Origin of the sequence: Pseudomonas sp. GL-RE-29, assembly GCF_019947275.1 — a bacterium.
In the GTDB taxonomy this organism is placed as follows: domain Bacteria; phylum Pseudomonadota; class Gammaproteobacteria; order Pseudomonadales; family Pseudomonadaceae; genus Aquipseudomonas; species Aquipseudomonas fluorescens_A.
Genome location: NZ_JAGYGD010000035.1, coordinates 32,977 through 48,198, shown reverse-complemented (window position 1 = coordinate 48,198; position 15,222 = coordinate 32,977). Strand labels below are relative to the sequence as shown.

The window sequence follows — 15,222 nt, the reverse complement described above, 5'->3', positions numbered from 1 at the left end:
CCCCGAGCCATGCTCAATACGCTGCGCAAGATCGTCCAGGAAGTTAACTCCGCCAAGGATCTCAAGGCGGCGTTGGGGATTATTGTGTTGCGCGTCAAAGAGGCCATGGGCAGCCAGGTCTGCTCGGTCTACCTGCTGGATCCCGAGACCAACCGTTTCGTGCTGATGGCCACCGAGGGCTTGAACAAGCGCTCGATCGGCAAGGTCAGCATGGCGCCCAATGAAGGTCTGGTCGGCCTGGTCGGCACGCGTGAAGAACCCCTGAACCTCGAAAACGCTGCGGATCACCCGCGCTACCGCTACTTCGCCGAGACCGGTGAAGAGCGCTACGCTTCGTTCCTCGGGGCGCCGATCATTCACCACCGCCGCGTCGTCGGCGTGTTGGTCATTCAGCAAAAAGAACGCCGCCAGTTCGACGAAGGTGAAGAAGCCTTCCTCGTGACCATGAGCGCGCAGCTCGCCGGTGTTATCGCCCACGCCGAAGCCACCGGTTCGATCCGTGGCCTGGGCCGTCAGGGCAAAGGCATCCAGGAAGCCAAGTTCGTCGGTGTGCCGGGCTCGCCGGGTGCGGCGGTCGGTACCGCGGTGGTCATGTTGCCACCGGCCGATCTGGACGTGGTGCCGGACAAGACCATCACCGACATCGACGCCGAACTCGGGCTGTTCAAGACCGCCATCGAAGGCGTGCGCGCCGACATGCGCGCGTTGTCCACCAAGCTAGCCTCGCAGTTGCGCCCCGAAGAGCGCGCCTTGTTCGACGTCTACCTGATGATGCTCGACGACGCCGCGCTTGGCAGTGAAGTGACCACTGTAATCAAGACCGGTCAGTGGGCCCAGGGCGCGTTGCGTCAGGTGGTCACCGATCACGTCAACCGTTTCGAATTGATGGACGACGCCTACCTGCGTGAGCGCGCCTCGGACGTCAAAGACCTCGGTCGCCGTCTGCTCGCCTATTTGCAGGAAGAGCGCCAGCAAACCCTGGTCTACCCCGACAACACCATTCTGATCAGCGAAGAACTGACGCCGGCGATGCTCGGCGAGGTGCCGGAAGGCAAGCTGGCGGGTCTGGTTTCGGTACTCGGCTCCGGCAACTCCCACGTGGCGATCCTGGCGCGTGCCATGGGCATCCCGACGGTGATGGGCCTGGTCGACCTGCCGTATTCCAAAGTCGACGGCATTCAGATGATCGTCGATGGCTACCACGGCGAGGTCTATACCAACCCGAGCGACGTCCTGCGCAAGCAGTTCGCTGAAGTGGTCGAGGAAGAGAAACAACTGGCCCTCGGGCTCGATGCGCTGCGCGATCTGCCGTGCATCACGGTCGACGGCCATCGCATGCCACTGTGGGTCAACACCGGCCTGCTGGCGGATGTGGCGCGGGCACAGAAGCGCGGTGCCGAAGGCGTTGGCCTGTACCGCACCGAAGTGCCGTTCATGATCAACCAGCGCTTCCCGAGCGAAAAGGAACAACTGGCGATCTATCGCGAGCAACTGGCCGCGTTCCACCCGCAACCAGTGACCATGCGCACCCTGGACATCGGCGGCGACAAGTCGTTGTCGTACTTCCCGATCAAGGAAGACAACCCGTTCCTCGGCTGGCGCGGCATTCGTGTCACCCTCGACCACCCGGAAATCTTCCTGGTGCAGACCCGTGCCATGCTCAAGGCCAGCGAAGGCCTGAACAACCTGCGCATTCTGCTGCCGATGATATCCGGTACTCATGAACTGGAAGAAGCGCTGCATCTGATCCACCGCGCCTGGGGCGAAGTACGCGACGAAGGCTGCGACGTGCCGATGCCGCCGATTGGCGTGATGATCGAGATTCCCGCGGCGGTATACCAAACCAAGGAACTGGCGCGCCAGGTAGATTTCCTTTCGGTGGGCTCCAACGACCTGACCCAGTACCTGCTGGCTGTGGACCGTAACAACCCACGGGTGGCCGATCTCTACGACTACCTGCACCCGGCGGTGCTGCAAGCGCTGCAAAACGTGGTGCGCGACGCCCATGCCGAAGGCAAACCGGTGAGCATCTGCGGCGAGATGGCCGGTGATCCGGCGGCGGCGGTGTTGTTGATGGCGATGGGTTTCGACAGCCTGTCGATGAACGCCACCAACTTGCCGAAAGTGAAGTGGATGCTGCGTCAGATCAACCTGAGCAAGGCCAAGGAGTTGCTGGCCGAGCTGATGACCATCGACAACCCGCAAGTGATCCACAGCTCGCTGCAACTGGCGCTGAAAAACCTTGGGTTGTCGCGGATGATCAATCCGGCGGCGATCAAACCTCTCTGAAACGCTGATGGCTCCATCGCTGGCAAGCCAGCTCCCACAAGGTCCTGCTGTGTAGCATAAATCGCATTCACACCAAAGATCCCTGTGGGAGCTGGCTTGCCAGCGATGGGGCCAGTCCAGCCACCGCCTAAACTAAAATTTCCACTTCCCCCAAATGCCCGCCATACGGCCCGAAACTCCGTTCGACCAAATGCCGCGTGCCATCTGCCTGAACAATCAACGCCGTACTCGCCCGCGTTCCATAGCTCTGGCTGGCAATGAACACACTCGACAACAGCGTCTCGGTCGCCAGCCCCACGCCGGTGTCCGGCAGTTCGGCGAACGGTGCGGTCTGCGGATCGTTTAGCAAGGCCAACAGCGCTTGAGGTTGTGGATCATCCAGCACTTCGCTCAACGCGGCCCGAGCCTTCAGCAGTTTCGGCCACGGCGTATCCAGCCCGGCGTTCGACAGCCCGTAAACCCCCGGTGGCAACATCACCGCTTCCGATTCCCGCGCATTGAAATGCCACAGCTCGTTGTTGTTGCCGATCAGCAAGTTAAAACCGCCATATTCGGGCGAACGGGCGACAACGTCGTCTAAATAGTCGTCAATGGGCATGTCTTTGCTGAGAAAACCCGCGACCAATTCACCTCGAGAACGGCGCCCCGGCGGCTGAAGCGGATCACGGATGTTGGTCAGCGCGGCGAAGCGCCCGTTGGCGCCGACGCCAAGCCAGGTACCGCCCGCCTCCAGGTCACGACCGGCGTGCACATGCTGCGCTTCGGGCCATTGCGCCAGTGGCAGGCTGGGGCGGGCATAGAATTCATCGCGGTTGGCCGCGACAATCAGCGGCTGGGCGTGACCCGGTCGCCAAGCGAAAACAATCAGGCACATAAGGCTGTCCTTGTGTGTTTTTTTACCCACTCTACGCAGTCATCGTGCGGGTATCCATCGCCATCCAGTGGAGCGCAAGGCCATGCATCCGTTACCATGCCGCTCCGGTTTTGGGGATGGGTGGGGAAACAGCATGGAATTTCTGCTCTATCTGGCGCTCGGCGCTTGTGCCGGGGTGCTGGCTGGGCTGTTCGGCGTGGGCGGCGGGATCATCATTGTCCCGGTGCTGGTGTTCAGTTTTACCCTGCAAGGTTTCGATGCGTCGATCCTGACCCACCTGGCCGTCGGCACGTCCCTGGCGACGATCATCTTCACCTCGGTCAACGCCGTGCGCGAGCATCACCGTCGCGGCGCGGTCCGCTGGCCGATTTTCGTCTGGATGACCGTGGGCATTCTGATCGGTGCCGGTTTTGGTGCACTGACCGCCGAAGCGATCTCCGGGCCGAATTTGCAGAAAATCATCGGTGTGTTCGCCTTGGTCATCGCCGCGCAACTGGCGCTGGACGTCAAGCCCAAGGCCAGCCGAACGGTGCCGGGTAAAGTCGGTCTGACCCTGGCCGGCAGTGTGATTGGCTGGGCGTCGGCAATTTTCGGTATTGGCGGCGGTTCGCTGACCGTGCCGTTCCTGACCTGGCGCAGCGTGCCGATGCAGCAAGCCGTGGCGACCTCATCGGCCTGCGGCTTGCCGATCGCTTTGGCAAGTGCATTAAGTTTCATGATTCTGGGCTGGCACGATCCGTTGCTGCCGGCCCATAGTCTCGGTTTTATTTATTTGCCGGCGCTGCTGGGCATTGCCCTGACCAGCATGGTTTTTGCCCGTCTCGGCGCGAAGCTGGCCCACCGGTTGTCGCCGAAGTTGCTGAAAAGACTGTTTGCCGCTTTGCTGTTCTGCGTCGGCCTGAGTTTCCTGCTCTGACGCGCAACACAATCCTGGCTTAATCCTGAGGTGGCAGCGTCGCCCGGGAATTGATTTGAACTCATGAGGAGTCGCAATGCTGCCTTACCCGCAGATCGACCCGGTGGCCCTGGCCATCGGTCCGCTGAAAATCCACTGGTACGGCCTGATGTACCTGATCGGTATCGGCGGCGCCTGGCTGCTGGCGTCCCGCCGGTTGAACCGCTTCGACCCGACCTGGACCAAGGAGAAACTCTCCGACATGGTGTTCTGGATGTCGATGGGGGTGATTGTCGGCGGCCGCTTGGGTTATGTGCTGTTTTACGATCTGCACGCTTACCTGGCCAACCCGACGCTGATTTTCGAAGTGTGGAAGGGCGGCATGTCGTTTCACGGCGGTTTCATTGGCGTGATGCTGGCGGCGTTGTGGTTCGGCAAAAAGAACAACAAGTCGTTCTTCCAGCTGATGGACTTCGTTGCACCGATGGTGCCGATTGGCCTGGGCGCCGGGCGCATCGGCAACTTCATCAATGCCGAGTTGTGGGGCAAGGCGACCGACGTGCCGTGGGCGATGGTCTTCCCGCCGTTCAGCGATCCGGCGCAGTTGCCGCGTCACCCGTCGCAGCTGTATCAGTTCGCCCTGGAAGGCGTCGCGCTGTTCCTGATCCTCTGGCTGTTCTCGCGCAAGCCGCGGCCAACCATGGCGGTGTCGGGGATGTTCGCGCTGTTCTACGGCATCTTCCGTTTCATCGTCGAATTCGTCCGCGTACCGGACGCGCAACTGGGCTATCTGGCCTGGAACTGGCTGACCATGGGTCAGGTGCTGTGCGTACCGATGATCGTTGGCGGGCTGTTCCTGATCTGGCTGGCGTATCACCGCGCCCCGGCGACTCCAGCGGCCGCCGTATAAATTCGAATCCCGCAGCGACGGCTGCGGGTTCAAGGACACAGGTAACTCATGAAGCAATATCTCGAACTGGTCGCCCACGTCATCAAGAACGGCACCAAACAGGCCAACCGCACCGGCGTGAACACCATCAGCTTTCCCGGCGCGATGCTGCGTTATGACCTGCAGGAAGGTTTTCCGGCGATCACCACCCGCAAGATGGCCTTCAAATCCGCCATCGGCGAAATGTGTGGATTCCTGCGTGGCGTGAACAATGCCGCTGAATTCCGCGCATTGGGCTGCAAAGTCTGGGATCAGAACGCCAACGAAAATGCCCAGTGGCTGGCCAACCCGTTCCGCCAGGGCGAGGATGATCTCGGCGAGATCTACGGCGTGCAATGGCGCAAGTGGCCGGCGTACAAGCAGATCCCGGTCAGCAACCCGGCCGCCATCGAGCAGACCCTGAAGCAAGGCTACCGCCAGATCGCCGAAGGCGAAGAAGACGGCCAGGCCTACGTGGTGCTCTACAAAGCCATCGACCAGGTGCGCCAGTGCGTCGACACCATCATCAAGGACCCGGGCAGCCGTCGTATTCTGTTCCACGGCTGGAACGTCGCCCAACTCGATGAAATGGCCCTGCCGCCATGCCATCTGCTGTACCAGTTCCACCCGAATGTCGAGACCAAGGAAATTTCCCTGACCCTCTACATCCGTTCCAACGACCTGGGACTGGGCACGCCGTTCAACCTCACCGAAGGCGCGGCGCTGCTGAGCCTGATCGGTCGCCTGACCGGCTACACGCCGCGCTGGTTCACCTATTTCATCGGCGACGCCCACGTCTACGAAAACCACCTGGACATGCTCAATGAACAGCTCAAGCGCGAGCCGTTCCCGATGCCGAAACTGGTGATCAGTGATCGTGTGCCGGCGTTTGCCGAGACGGGTGTATATCAGCCGGAGTGGCTGGAGTTGGTGGAGCCGAGCGATTTCTCGCTGGAAGGCTACGAGCACCACGCACCCATGACCGCGCCAATGGCGGTCTGACACACCCCCTGTAGGAGCTGCCGAAGGCTGCGATCTTTTGATCTTAGGCTTTTGATCTTGTGCAACGTTGACGCGACCGAAGATCAAGATCAAAAGATCGCAGCCTTCGGCAGCTCCTACAGTGTGATGCGGTGTTTTTAATGGCCGTGACTGCGGCCCACATGGGAGTGTTCTACTTCTGTCGCCACAACTCCGCCACTGACTTCCAACCGCTGCAAAATCCCGCATTGATCGACATCCGGCCCTTCGCCACAACGTTGGCGCAGGTCGAGCAGTTGTGCCTGCAATGCCAGCAAACCATCGATCCGCGCCCTGACGTGGTGAATGTGCTCATCGATCAGCGCATTCACGCTCTCGCATTGATCCTGCGGACTGTCGCGAAACGCCAGCAGGCTGCGGATTTCTTCGAGGGTCATGTCGAGGGTGCGGCAGTTGCGGATGAAGGTCAGGCGCTCGGCGTGGGCCTGGGTGTAGACGCGGTAATTGCCGTCGCTGCGGGCCGGCTCGGGCAGCAGGTTTTCGCGCTCGTAGTAGCGGATGGTCTCCACGGCGCAGTCGGTGATTTTGGCCAGTTCTCCAATCTTCATGACGGCAGTCTCCAAATGGGTGCTTGACCCTATAGTGGCTACAGGGTCTTTACTTGGCAACAGGCACCTTCAAGGACGCGACCCGATGAGCGATTCCCTTCACATCCACAAACCCGAGGCTGATCACGATCACAGCCACAAACTGCAGCCTGTGCAGAAACACGCGCATGGCGGCCACGGGGATTCCTGCTGTTCCGCCAAAGCGGCGGCGCCGTCGTTGATCAAGTTGAGCGAAACGCCGACCGCCGGCGCGCAGCTGAGCAGTTTCCGCATCGAGGCCATGGACTGCCCGACCGAGCAAACACTGATCCAGAACAAGCTCGGCAAACTGGCGGGCGTGCAGCAACTGGAATTCAACCTGATCAACCGGGTACTGGGCGTGACCCACGACTTGCCGAGCACCTCGCCGATCATCGACGCCATCAAGTCCCTCGGCATGCACGCCGAGCCGCTGGAGCAGGGCATTGAAACGCCCGCCCCGGCGCCGGAGAAAAAACACTGGTGGCCACTGGCGCTGTCCGGTGTCGGCGCACTGCTGGCCGAGGTGATCCACTTCACCGGCGCCGCGCCGAATTGGGTGGTGGCGGTCATCGCACTGATCTCGATCCTCAGCGGTGGCCTCGGTACTTACAAGAAGGGCTGGATCGCCCTGAAAAATCTCAATCTGAACATCAACGCCTTGATGAGCATCGCGGTCACCGGCGCGATCCTGATCGGTCAGTGGCCGGAAGCGGCGATGGTGATGTTCCTGTTTACTGTTGCCGAATTGATCGAAGCCAAATCCCTGGACCGGGCGCGCAACGCCATCAGCGGCCTGATGCAGATGACGCCAGAGCAGGCCACGGTGTTGCAGGCCGACGGCAGCTGGATGGCGCAAGACGTTAAGACTATCGATCTCGGTGCGCGGGTGCGGGTACGGCCCGGTGAGCGCGTCGGTCTGGACGGCGAAGTTGTGTCAGGCAGTTCAACCATTGATCAGGCGCCGATCACCGGTGAAAGCCTGCCCGTGGAGAAGAGCATCGGCGACAAGGTGTTCGCGGGCACCATCAACCAGGCCGGTTCTCTGGAATTTACCGTGACGGCTGCGGCGAGCAATTCGACTCTGGCGCGGATCATTCACGCCGTCGAACAGGCCCAAGGCGCGCGGGCGCCGACCCAGCGATTCGTGGACCAGTTTTCGAAAATCTATACCCCGGCGGTGTTCATCCTCGCCCTCGCAGTGGCGGTGATTCCGCCGCTGTTGATGGGCGCATTGTGGTTCGACTGGATTTATCGCGCACTGGTGTTGCTGGTGGTGGCGTGCCCATGCGCGCTGGTGATTTCCACCCCAGTGACCATCGTCAGCGGTCTCGCCGCAGCGGCGCGCAAAGGCATTCTGGTGAAGGGCGGCGTCTATCTGGAGGGCGGTTACAAGCTCGATTTTCTGGCGCTGGATAAAACTGGAACCATCACCCACGGCAAACCGGTGCAGACCGATTACCTGTCACTCGATCCCGCAACCGAAGCAACGGTTCCGGCGATTGCCGCAGCACTGGCCGCTCGCTCGGATCACCCGGTGTCGCTGGCTATCGCCAATGCGGCTGTGGATAAACAACACGCATCGTTGATTGTGGATAACTTCGAAGCACTGGGCGGTCGCGGGGTGCGCGGTGAAATAAACGGTCAGACCTATCACTTGGGCAACCATCGGCTGGTGGAAGAGCTGAACCTGTGCTCGCCGGAATTGGAAGAGAAGCTCTTCGCCCTGGAAAAACAGGGCAAATCCGTGGTGCTGCTGCTCGACTCATCCGGCCCGCTGGCGCTGTTCGCCGTGGCCGATACGGTGAAAGAATCCAGCCGCGAGGCGATCCAGCAACTGCATGACCTGGGTATCAAAACCCTGATGCTGACCGGTGACAACGTCCACACCGCCCAGGCGATTGCCGCGCAAGTCGGTATCGATCAGGCGCAAGGCGATCTGCTGCCGACCGACAAGCTGCAAGCCATCGAAGCACTTTATGCACAGGGCCATCACGTCGGCATGGTCGGAGACGGCATCAACGATGCGCCGGCACTGGCACGCGCAGAAATTGGTTTCGCCATGGCCGCTGCGGGCACCGATACCGCCATCGAAACCGCGGATGTCGCCTTGATGGACGACGATCTGCGCAAGATTCCGGCTTTCATTCGTCTGTCGCGCCAGACCTCGAGCATCCTCAAACAGAACATCGCATTGGCCTTGGTGATCAAAGCGATCTTTCTTGGGGTAACCTTCGCCGGGCTCGCTACCATGTGGATGGCGGTGTTTGCCGACATGGGCGTTAGCCTGTTGGTGGTGTTCAACGGTTTGCGCCTGTTGCGTAAATAGACGATGAGGGATGGTTGTGCTGAGTGCCGAGCTGAAGGCGTTTTACATGGTGGCCCGCCTGGGCAGCATCACCCTGGCGGCGAAGAAGCTCGGCTTGAGCCAACCCACGGTGACGACGCAGATTCGCAATCTCGAAAGTCAGTACTCGGTTGAACTGTTCTACCGCGGCGGTCGTCGCCTCAGTGTCAGTGATGAAGGTGCGCGGCTGTTGCCGATGGTCAAGGCGCTGATGCAGCAGGAAGCCGACATCGAGTTTTTCCTGCGTAACAGCGGTCAGGTCCAGGGCACGTTGCGCATCGCGGCCACGGCTCCTTATTACATCCTCGACCTGGTGAAGACCTTTCGCGAGCGCCTGCCGCAGGTGGAAGTGTCGGTGGAGATCGGCAATTCCCAGCAGGTGCTCGAAGCGCTGGAGGAATACCGGGTGGATGTCGCGGCGTCCTCGCAGTTGCTAGAGGATGCGCGGCTGATCCGGCGGGTGCTCGGCAGCGATCCGCTGGTGCTGGCGGTGCATCGCAATCATCCATTGGCGGTGCACGACCATGTGCCGCTCAGCGCGTTGGCGGGGCATACCTTGTTGATGCGTGAATCGGGTTCGACCACCCGGCGCATGACCGAAGAGTTGCTGGCTGGCGCCGGAGTCAGTATCGGGCCGTTGCTGGAGATCGGCAGTCGCGAGTCGATCCGCGAGGCGGTGCTGCGCAACATCGGCATCAGCCTCATAGCCCGCCAGGAAGTGCCGCACGATCCGCAGTTGCGGGTGCTGACCATCGAGAATGCGCCTTTGCTGCCGGAGTATTTGTACTGCCTCAAGGAGCGAAAAGGCGCGCGGTTGCCGGCGGCGTTTCTGGGGTTGGCCCAGGAAATGTCTCCGGCATAGATCTTTTGTGGCGAGGGAGCTTGCTCCCGCTGGGTCGCGAAGCGGCCCCAAAAATCGGGCCTGCTGCGCAGTCCAGCGGGAGCAAGCTCCCTCGCCACAGATTAATCATTGCTTGACGTGCTCATCCAAAATCCTCGAATACCACTATCAGCCGTTTTTGCCTTACTGCCATATGACGGACTCATTACAACCCTAGGATGGCTTAATCTGCTAGATGAGGCCTGTCCATGAACAACGCGATCGCAACTGCCCTGACCAACCCCGGTGCGCCGATGAAAGTGCGCGGCGTGCAGAAACGCTTCGGCGCCTTCACTGCGCTGGACAACGTGTCCCTCGACGTGGCGGCTGGCGAACTGGTGTGCCTGCTCGGCCCTTCGGGCTGCGGTAAAACCACCTTGCTGCGCTGCATCGCCGGTCTGGAAAAGCAGGACAGCGGCGAGCTGTACCTCGGTGATCGAGACGTTTCCCATTTGGCGCCGCAGGCCCGGGACTACGGGATTCTGTTTCAGTCCTACGCGTTGTTCCCCAATCTCACCGTCGAGGCGAACATTGCCTACGGCCTCACCGGCAGCGGTCGCGATGAAGTGCGCCTGCGTGTTGGTCAGATGCTGGAACTGGTCGGCCTGAGCGGCAGTGAGAAAAAGTATCCCGGCCAGTTGTCCGGCGGTCAGCAGCAACGTGTAGCACTGGCGCGCGCCCTGGCACCGGCACCTTCGCTGCTGTTGCTGGACGAACCGATGTCGGCCCTCGATGCTCGGGTCCGCGAGCATCTGTGCACCGAATTGCGTCAACTGCAACGCAACCTCGGCGTCACCACCCTGATGGTCACGCACAATCAGGACGAGGCCATGCTGATGGCCGACCGCATCGCCGTGATGAATAACGGCAAGGTCGAGCAATACGCCACGCCGCAGGAAATCTACAACCGCCCGGCCACGCCGTTCGTGGCGGAGTTCGTCGGCCAGGGCAACTGGCTGCCGTTCCAGCGCAACAGCGAGAGTCACGCTCAGGTCGGCGGGATGAACCTGCGCCTGCCTGACGGCAGCGCCAAGAACGCTTCGGGCCGTTTGTTCTGCCGCCCCGAAGCGATCAACGTCAACCCGCCGGTGCACGAAGAAAACCTGTTCCCGGCCAAGGTTCGCGAGATCACGTTCCTCGGCAACCGCTGCCGCATGAGCTTTGAACTCGATCAACTGCCGGGCCATGCCTTGCTGGCCGAACTGGCGCCGGAAGCCATGCCGCGCCTGGGCTCGCAGCAAATCATGGTCGCCTTGCCGCCGCGCAGCCTGCAGGTGTTTGCCTGATGAGCGCGAACATCGCGCTGCCGATTCCGCACAAGCAGGTTCGGCAGGTTTCTCGCGCCGAGATCGGCGACCGGATCTTTGTGGTGGGCGGCAAAGTGCTTTTGCTGGTGTTGCTCGGCGTCGCGGTGCTGATGCCGTTGTTGGCGATTTTCTGGCGAGGTTTCAGTTCCGAGGCCGGGCAGGGCGGTGGTTGGGTCGCTGCTCGTGAGTTGGTCACCAGTGAAAACTTCCACTGGTTGCTGGGCAACAGTTTGAAGGTTTCCCTCAGCGTTGCGGCCATCGTCGTACCGCTGGCTTACCTGTTTGCCTACGCCCTGCAACGCACAATGATTCCGGGCAAGGGCATCTGGCGCGGCATCTCGTTGCTGCCACTGATGGCGCCATCGATGCTGCCGGGGATTGCACTGGTTTACCTGTTCGGCAACCAGGGCATGCTGCGCGGTTTGCTCTCGGACAATATCTACGGCTTCTGGGGCATTGTTCTGGGTGAGGTCATCTACACCTTCCCACACGCTTTGATGATTTTGCTGTCGGCATTGTCTCTAGCGGATGCGCGACTGTTCGATGCCGCTTCCAGCATGGGCGCCAGTCCGGCGAAAGCCTTCCGCAGCATCACCTGGCCAGCGACCCGTCAGGCGGTGTTCGCCGCGTTCTGTCTGGTGTTCACCCTGACCATCACCGACTTCGGTGTGCCGGTGGTGGTCGGTGGCGACTACCAAGTGCTGGCGCTGGAGGCTTACAAAGCCGTGGTCGGCCAACAGCAATTCGGTCGCGGTGCGTTGATCGGCATGGTGCTGTTGCTGCCGGCGCTGTTCAGCTTCGGTGTCGATGCCTGGTTGCGTCGCCGACACGGCGATTCCATGAGCGGCCGGGCGCAAGTGTTCAAACCGGTGCCGTCGACGCTGCGCGACGGTTGCTACTTGGTCATCGTCCTGTTGATCAGTGCAGCGTTGCTGCTGGTGTTCGGCATGGCGGTGTTCTCGTCGCTGGTGAAGTTCTGGCCGTACAACCTGTCGTTGTCGCTTAACCATTACCAATTCAACGACACCGCAGGCGGTGGCTGGCTGGCCTACGGCAACAGCGTGAAGATGGCCTTGTGCACGGCGCTGATCGGTAGCGTGCTGATTTTTACCGGCGCCTACCTGATGGAAAAAACCAGGGGCCAACGCGGACTGAACCTGACCCTGCGCATGCTCAGTTTCGTGCCGATGGCAGTGCCGGGTCTGGTGTTGGGGCTGGGCTACGTTTTCTTCTTCAACCTCACCGGCAACCCGCTGCACGTGCTCTACGGGACCATGACCCTGCTGGTGGTCTGCACCATTGCTCATTATTTGACCACCGCGCAAATGACCGCCACCACTGCGTTGCGCCAGCTCGATGCCGAGTTCGAAGCTGCCGCGTTGTCGCTCAAGGCGCCGCTGTACCGACACTACCTGCGCGTCACCATGCCGATCTGCCTGCCGGCGCTGCTGGACATCGTGCGCTACCTGTTCGTCTCGGCCATGACCACCGTTTCGGCGGCGATCTTCCTCTACAGCCCCGACACCATCCTCGCGGCGGTGGCGGTGCTGAACATGGACGACGCCGGTAACGTCGGCGGCGCGGCGGCGATGTCGACCCTGATTCTGTTCACCTCGGCGGGCGTCTCGCTGCTGCTGGCCTGGGCTTCGCGCGGTTTGTTGCGCCGCTCACAGGCCTGGCGGCAGACCGCGCCCGGTCATTGATTTCCGTATAACCCCTCAACTCAAAACAGGAAAAGATCATGTTCAAGCCCCTGGCCCTGGCCGCTGCTGTCCTCACCGCTTTCAGCCTGAACGCCTTCGCGGCGAAAACCGAGTTGACGGTGTACACCGCCCTCGAAGCCGAACAACTGAAGACCTATAAAGAAGCCTTCGAAAAGGCCAACCCGGACGTCGAGATCAAATGGGTACGCGACTCCACCGGCATCATCACCGCCAAACTGCTGGCCGAAAAAGAACGCCCGCAAGCTGATGCCGTTTGGGGCCTGGCCGCTTCGAGCCTGGCGATCCTCGACCAGCAAGGCATGCTGCAAAGCTACGCGCCGAAAGACCTGGGCAAGATCGGCGGCAACTACCGCGACGCCGCCAACCCGCCAGCCTGGGTCGGCATGGACGTCTGGGCCGCGACCATTTGCTTCAACACCGTCGAAGCGGAGAAGCAGGGACTGAGCAAACCGGTGAGCTGGCAGGACCTGACCAAGCCTGAGTACAAAGGCAAGATCGTCATGCCCAACCCGGCGTCGTCCGGTACCGGTTTCCTCGACGTCAGCGCCTGGCTGCAAACCTTCGGCGAGAAACAGGGCTGGGCGTACATGGATGGCCTGCACCAGAACATCGGCCAGTACGTTCACTCCGGTTCCAAGCCTTGCAAACTGGCAGCGGCGGGCGAGTTCCCGATCGGTATTTCCTTCGAGTACCCGGCCGTTCAGCTGAAACGCCAGGGTGCGCCGCTGGACATCATCCTGCCGAAAGAAGGTTTGGGTTGGGAGATCGAAGCGACGGCTGTGATCAAAGGCACGCCACACGAAGACGCAGCGAAGAAACTGGCTGACTTCTCTGCCAGCCCCGAGGCGATGGAGTTGTACAAAGAAAACTTCGCCGTCCTCGCTCAACCCGGCATCGCCAAGCCGCAGACCGAATTGCCGGCGGACTATGAGCAACGTTTGATCAAGAACGACTTTGCCTGGGCCTCGAAGAACCGCGATGAAATCCTGACCGAATGGCGCAAGCGCTATGACGGCAAGTCCGAGAAAGTGGCGGCCAAGTAAGCTCTTTATTGGCTGACGGGCCTCATCGCTGGCAAGCCAGCTCCTACAATGGACGAGGTTAAACGCAAAATGTGTGAACACCAGTGAACCCTGTGGGAGCTGGCTTGCCAGCGATAGCGGTCTACCCTTCACCACAAATTTCACTGATTGGGGGATTTTCGATGGGCCGCAACGAACAAGTGATCGCCGAGGTATTCGCCCTGTACGAACGCTTTGGCGCCAGCGACTACATCGGCGAGCCAGTGTCGCAAATCGAACACATGTCCCAAGCCGCGCAATACGCGATGGCCGAGGGCTTCGATGACGAAGTGGTCCTGGCGGCGTTCTTTCACGACATCGGGCATATCTGCGCCGAGAACGCCGAAAACATGGGCGGTTTCGGTGTGGTCAGCCATGAGCGTCTGGGCGCCGACTACCTGCGCAACATTGGATTCAGTGAGCGCATGGCGCGTCTGGTGGAGTACCACGTTCAGGCCAAGCGTTATCTGACGCTCAGGGAGCCTGGTTATTACGAGCGCTTGAGCGAAGCCAGTCGCCGAACCCTGGAATATCAGGGAGGGGTGATGACTGAGGCTGAGGCGCAGGTGTTTGAAAAGGACCCGTTGTGTGAGGTCAGTTTGCGCATGCGGCAGTGGGATGAGCTGGCCAAGGAGATGCATGTGCCGGTGATTGATCTTGGCGTGTTGAAGCGCAAGGCCGTCGCCGTCTTGTCCCGCGAGGTCTGCTGAAGAGTCTGACGGCGGATAGAGAAAACGCGCATGGTTCGCCTTGTTGGCAGCGCTCAAGCTGAGCTTTTCCCAAGGAGGCGAATGGATGCGTTTTTTGAAGGTGATTGCACAGGATCGAAGCGGAAAAGGGGTTGCAGATACGCTGCGGTTGCAGTTTTTTCAAGATGAACAATGGCTGCGTGAAGCGACGGACGATGAAGTTCTGCGGCTGAAAACCTTCGGCGCTCATTACTTCAAGTGCAGATGGTTCAACGACGGTGAAGGTGAGGAACGGCATCTGCGTATGTTTTCGCTGAACCCCACCGCCGACGGATCGCCGGACTCGGTGCGGCTGCATTTCCATGAAGGTTCGAACATTGCCTACAAGGCTGCTGTTCATGACCTCGACAACGATGGCGCTTTCGAGAATGTGCTGTGCACCGATGTGGACAACGACGGCCGTGCCAATCGCACGGATCGGACTCGGGTCAATGCGTTGGTGCGGGAATACCTGAAGTTGGATCGGCAGTGATCAATGTTCGAAACCGCGTCACGGCCATCGCGAGCAGGCTCACTCCTACAGGGGAACGCATTCCAATGTGGGAGTGAGCCTGCTCGCGA

13 protein-coding genes are annotated in these 15,222 nt (G+C 60.8%); 11 read left to right on the top strand and 2 right to left on the bottom strand.

Translation table 11 applies throughout. The annotated features are described in order from the left end of the window. The first annotated feature begins 9 nt into the window (after positions 1-9). A complete protein-coding gene (ptsP, locus tag KGB21_RS24010; RefSeq protein ID WP_034147596.1) occupies positions 10-2,289 on the top strand; it encodes a phosphoenolpyruvate--protein phosphotransferase in 2,280 nt (759 codons plus the stop codon). A 127-nt stretch (positions 2,290-2,416) separates the two neighbouring features. Here ptsP and KGB21_RS24005 read toward each other — a convergent pair whose 3' ends face one another. Beyond that, a complete protein-coding gene (locus KGB21_RS24005; RefSeq protein WP_223506927.1) occupies positions 2,417-3,163 on the bottom strand; it encodes an NRDE family protein in 747 nt (248 codons plus the stop codon). A 133-nt stretch (positions 3,164-3,296) separates the two neighbouring features. On the opposite strand from KGB21_RS24005, the gene KGB21_RS24000 reads away from it, so the two are divergent. The 3 genes from KGB21_RS24000 (at position 3,297) to KGB21_RS23990 (ending at position 5,988) form a co-directional block, all read left to right on the top strand. Beyond that, on the top strand, positions 3,297-4,079 hold the full coding sequence (locus tag KGB21_RS24000; RefSeq protein ID WP_034147594.1) for a sulfite exporter TauE/SafE family protein: 783 nt from the start codon (positions 3,297-3,299) through the stop codon (positions 4,077-4,079). Between the two features lie 76 nt (positions 4,080-4,155). Then, complete coding sequence (gene lgt / locus KGB21_RS23995) at positions 4,156-4,968, top strand: prolipoprotein diacylglyceryl transferase (RefSeq protein ID WP_034147593.1); 813 nt, start codon at positions 4,156-4,158, stop codon at positions 4,966-4,968. Positions 4,969-5,016: 48 nt separating this feature from the next. Further along, a complete protein-coding gene (locus tag KGB21_RS23990) occupies positions 5,017-5,988 on the top strand; it encodes a thymidylate synthase (RefSeq protein ID WP_223506926.1) in 972 nt (323 codons plus the stop codon). 137 nt (positions 5,989-6,125) lie between these two features. Here KGB21_RS23990 and cadR read toward each other — a convergent pair whose 3' ends face one another. After that, the gene (gene cadR / locus KGB21_RS23985; protein ID WP_223506925.1) at positions 6,126-6,575 is read right to left on the bottom strand and encodes a Cd(II)/Pb(II)-responsive transcriptional regulator; all 450 of its coding nucleotides are present in this window, start codon (positions 6,573-6,575) and stop codon (positions 6,126-6,128) included. An 85-nt stretch (positions 6,576-6,660) separates the two neighbouring features. Here cadR and KGB21_RS23980 point away from each other — a divergent pair, with 85 nt between their 5' ends. The 7 genes from KGB21_RS23980 (at position 6,661) to KGB21_RS23950 (ending at position 15,133) form a co-directional block, all read left to right on the top strand. Further along, a complete protein-coding gene (locus KGB21_RS23980; RefSeq protein WP_223506924.1) occupies positions 6,661-8,922 on the top strand; it encodes a heavy metal translocating P-type ATPase in 2,262 nt (753 codons plus the stop codon). A 16-nt stretch (positions 8,923-8,938) separates the two neighbouring features. Beyond that, a complete protein-coding gene (locus tag KGB21_RS23975; protein WP_223506939.1) occupies positions 8,939-9,802 on the top strand; it encodes a LysR family transcriptional regulator in 864 nt (287 codons plus the stop codon). A 227-nt stretch (positions 9,803-10,029) separates the two neighbouring features. Then, entirely contained in the window at positions 10,030-11,106 is a 1,077-nt protein-coding gene (locus KGB21_RS23970; RefSeq protein WP_223506923.1) for a putative 2-aminoethylphosphonate ABC transporter ATP-binding protein, read from the top strand. Next, complete coding sequence (locus tag KGB21_RS23965) at positions 11,106-12,830, top strand: putative 2-aminoethylphosphonate ABC transporter permease subunit (RefSeq protein ID WP_223506922.1); 1,725 nt, start codon at positions 11,106-11,108, stop codon at positions 12,828-12,830. Before KGB21_RS23970 ends, KGB21_RS23965 begins: the two co-directional genes overlap by 1 nt. Before the next feature lie 38 nt (positions 12,831-12,868). Continuing rightward, on the top strand, positions 12,869-13,894 hold the full coding sequence (locus KGB21_RS23960) for a putative 2-aminoethylphosphonate ABC transporter substrate-binding protein (RefSeq protein WP_034147587.1): 1,026 nt from the start codon (positions 12,869-12,871) through the stop codon (positions 13,892-13,894). Between the two features lie 161 nt (positions 13,895-14,055). Beyond that, a complete protein-coding gene (locus tag KGB21_RS23955; protein ID WP_223506921.1) occupies positions 14,056-14,622 on the top strand; it encodes a phosphonate degradation HD-domain oxygenase in 567 nt (188 codons plus the stop codon). A 43-nt stretch (positions 14,623-14,665) separates the two neighbouring features. After that, positions 14,666-15,133 carry a hypothetical protein gene (locus KGB21_RS23950; RefSeq protein ID WP_223506920.1) on the top strand — a complete coding sequence of 156 codons (468 nt, stop codon included), beginning with the start codon at positions 14,666-14,668 and terminating at the stop codon, positions 15,131-15,133. The last annotated feature ends 89 nt before the right edge of the window (positions 15,134-15,222 follow it).

Coding starts and splice junctions, on each gene's coding strand:
- KGB21_RS23960 (WP_034147587.1), top strand. CDS start 12,869: ATGTTCAAGCCCCTGGCCCTGGCCGCTGCTGTCCTCACCGCTTTCAGC.
- KGB21_RS23965 (WP_223506922.1), top strand. CDS start 11,106: ATGAGCGCGAACATCGCGCTGCCGATTCCGCACAAGCAGGTTCGGCAG.
- KGB21_RS23980 (WP_223506924.1), top strand. CDS start 6,661: ATGAGCGATTCCCTTCACATCCACAAACCCGAGGCTGATCACGATCAC.
- KGB21_RS24000 (WP_034147594.1), top strand. CDS start 3,297: ATGGAATTTCTGCTCTATCTGGCGCTCGGCGCTTGTGCCGGGGTGCTG.
- KGB21_RS23990 (WP_223506926.1), top strand. CDS start 5,017: ATGAAGCAATATCTCGAACTGGTCGCCCACGTCATCAAGAACGGCACC.
- KGB21_RS24005 (WP_223506927.1), bottom strand. CDS start 3,163: ATGTGCCTGATTGTTTTCGCTTGGCGACCGGGTCACGCCCAGCCGCTG.
- lgt (WP_034147593.1), top strand. CDS start 4,156: ATGCTGCCTTACCCGCAGATCGACCCGGTGGCCCTGGCCATCGGTCCG.
- KGB21_RS23970 (WP_223506923.1), top strand. CDS start 10,030: ATGAACAACGCGATCGCAACTGCCCTGACCAACCCCGGTGCGCCGATG.
- cadR (WP_223506925.1), bottom strand. CDS start 6,575: ATGAAGATTGGAGAACTGGCCAAAATCACCGACTGCGCCGTGGAGACC.
- KGB21_RS23955 (WP_223506921.1), top strand. CDS start 14,056: ATGGGCCGCAACGAACAAGTGATCGCCGAGGTATTCGCCCTGTACGAA.
- ptsP (WP_034147596.1), top strand. CDS start 10: ATGCTCAATACGCTGCGCAAGATCGTCCAGGAAGTTAACTCCGCCAAG.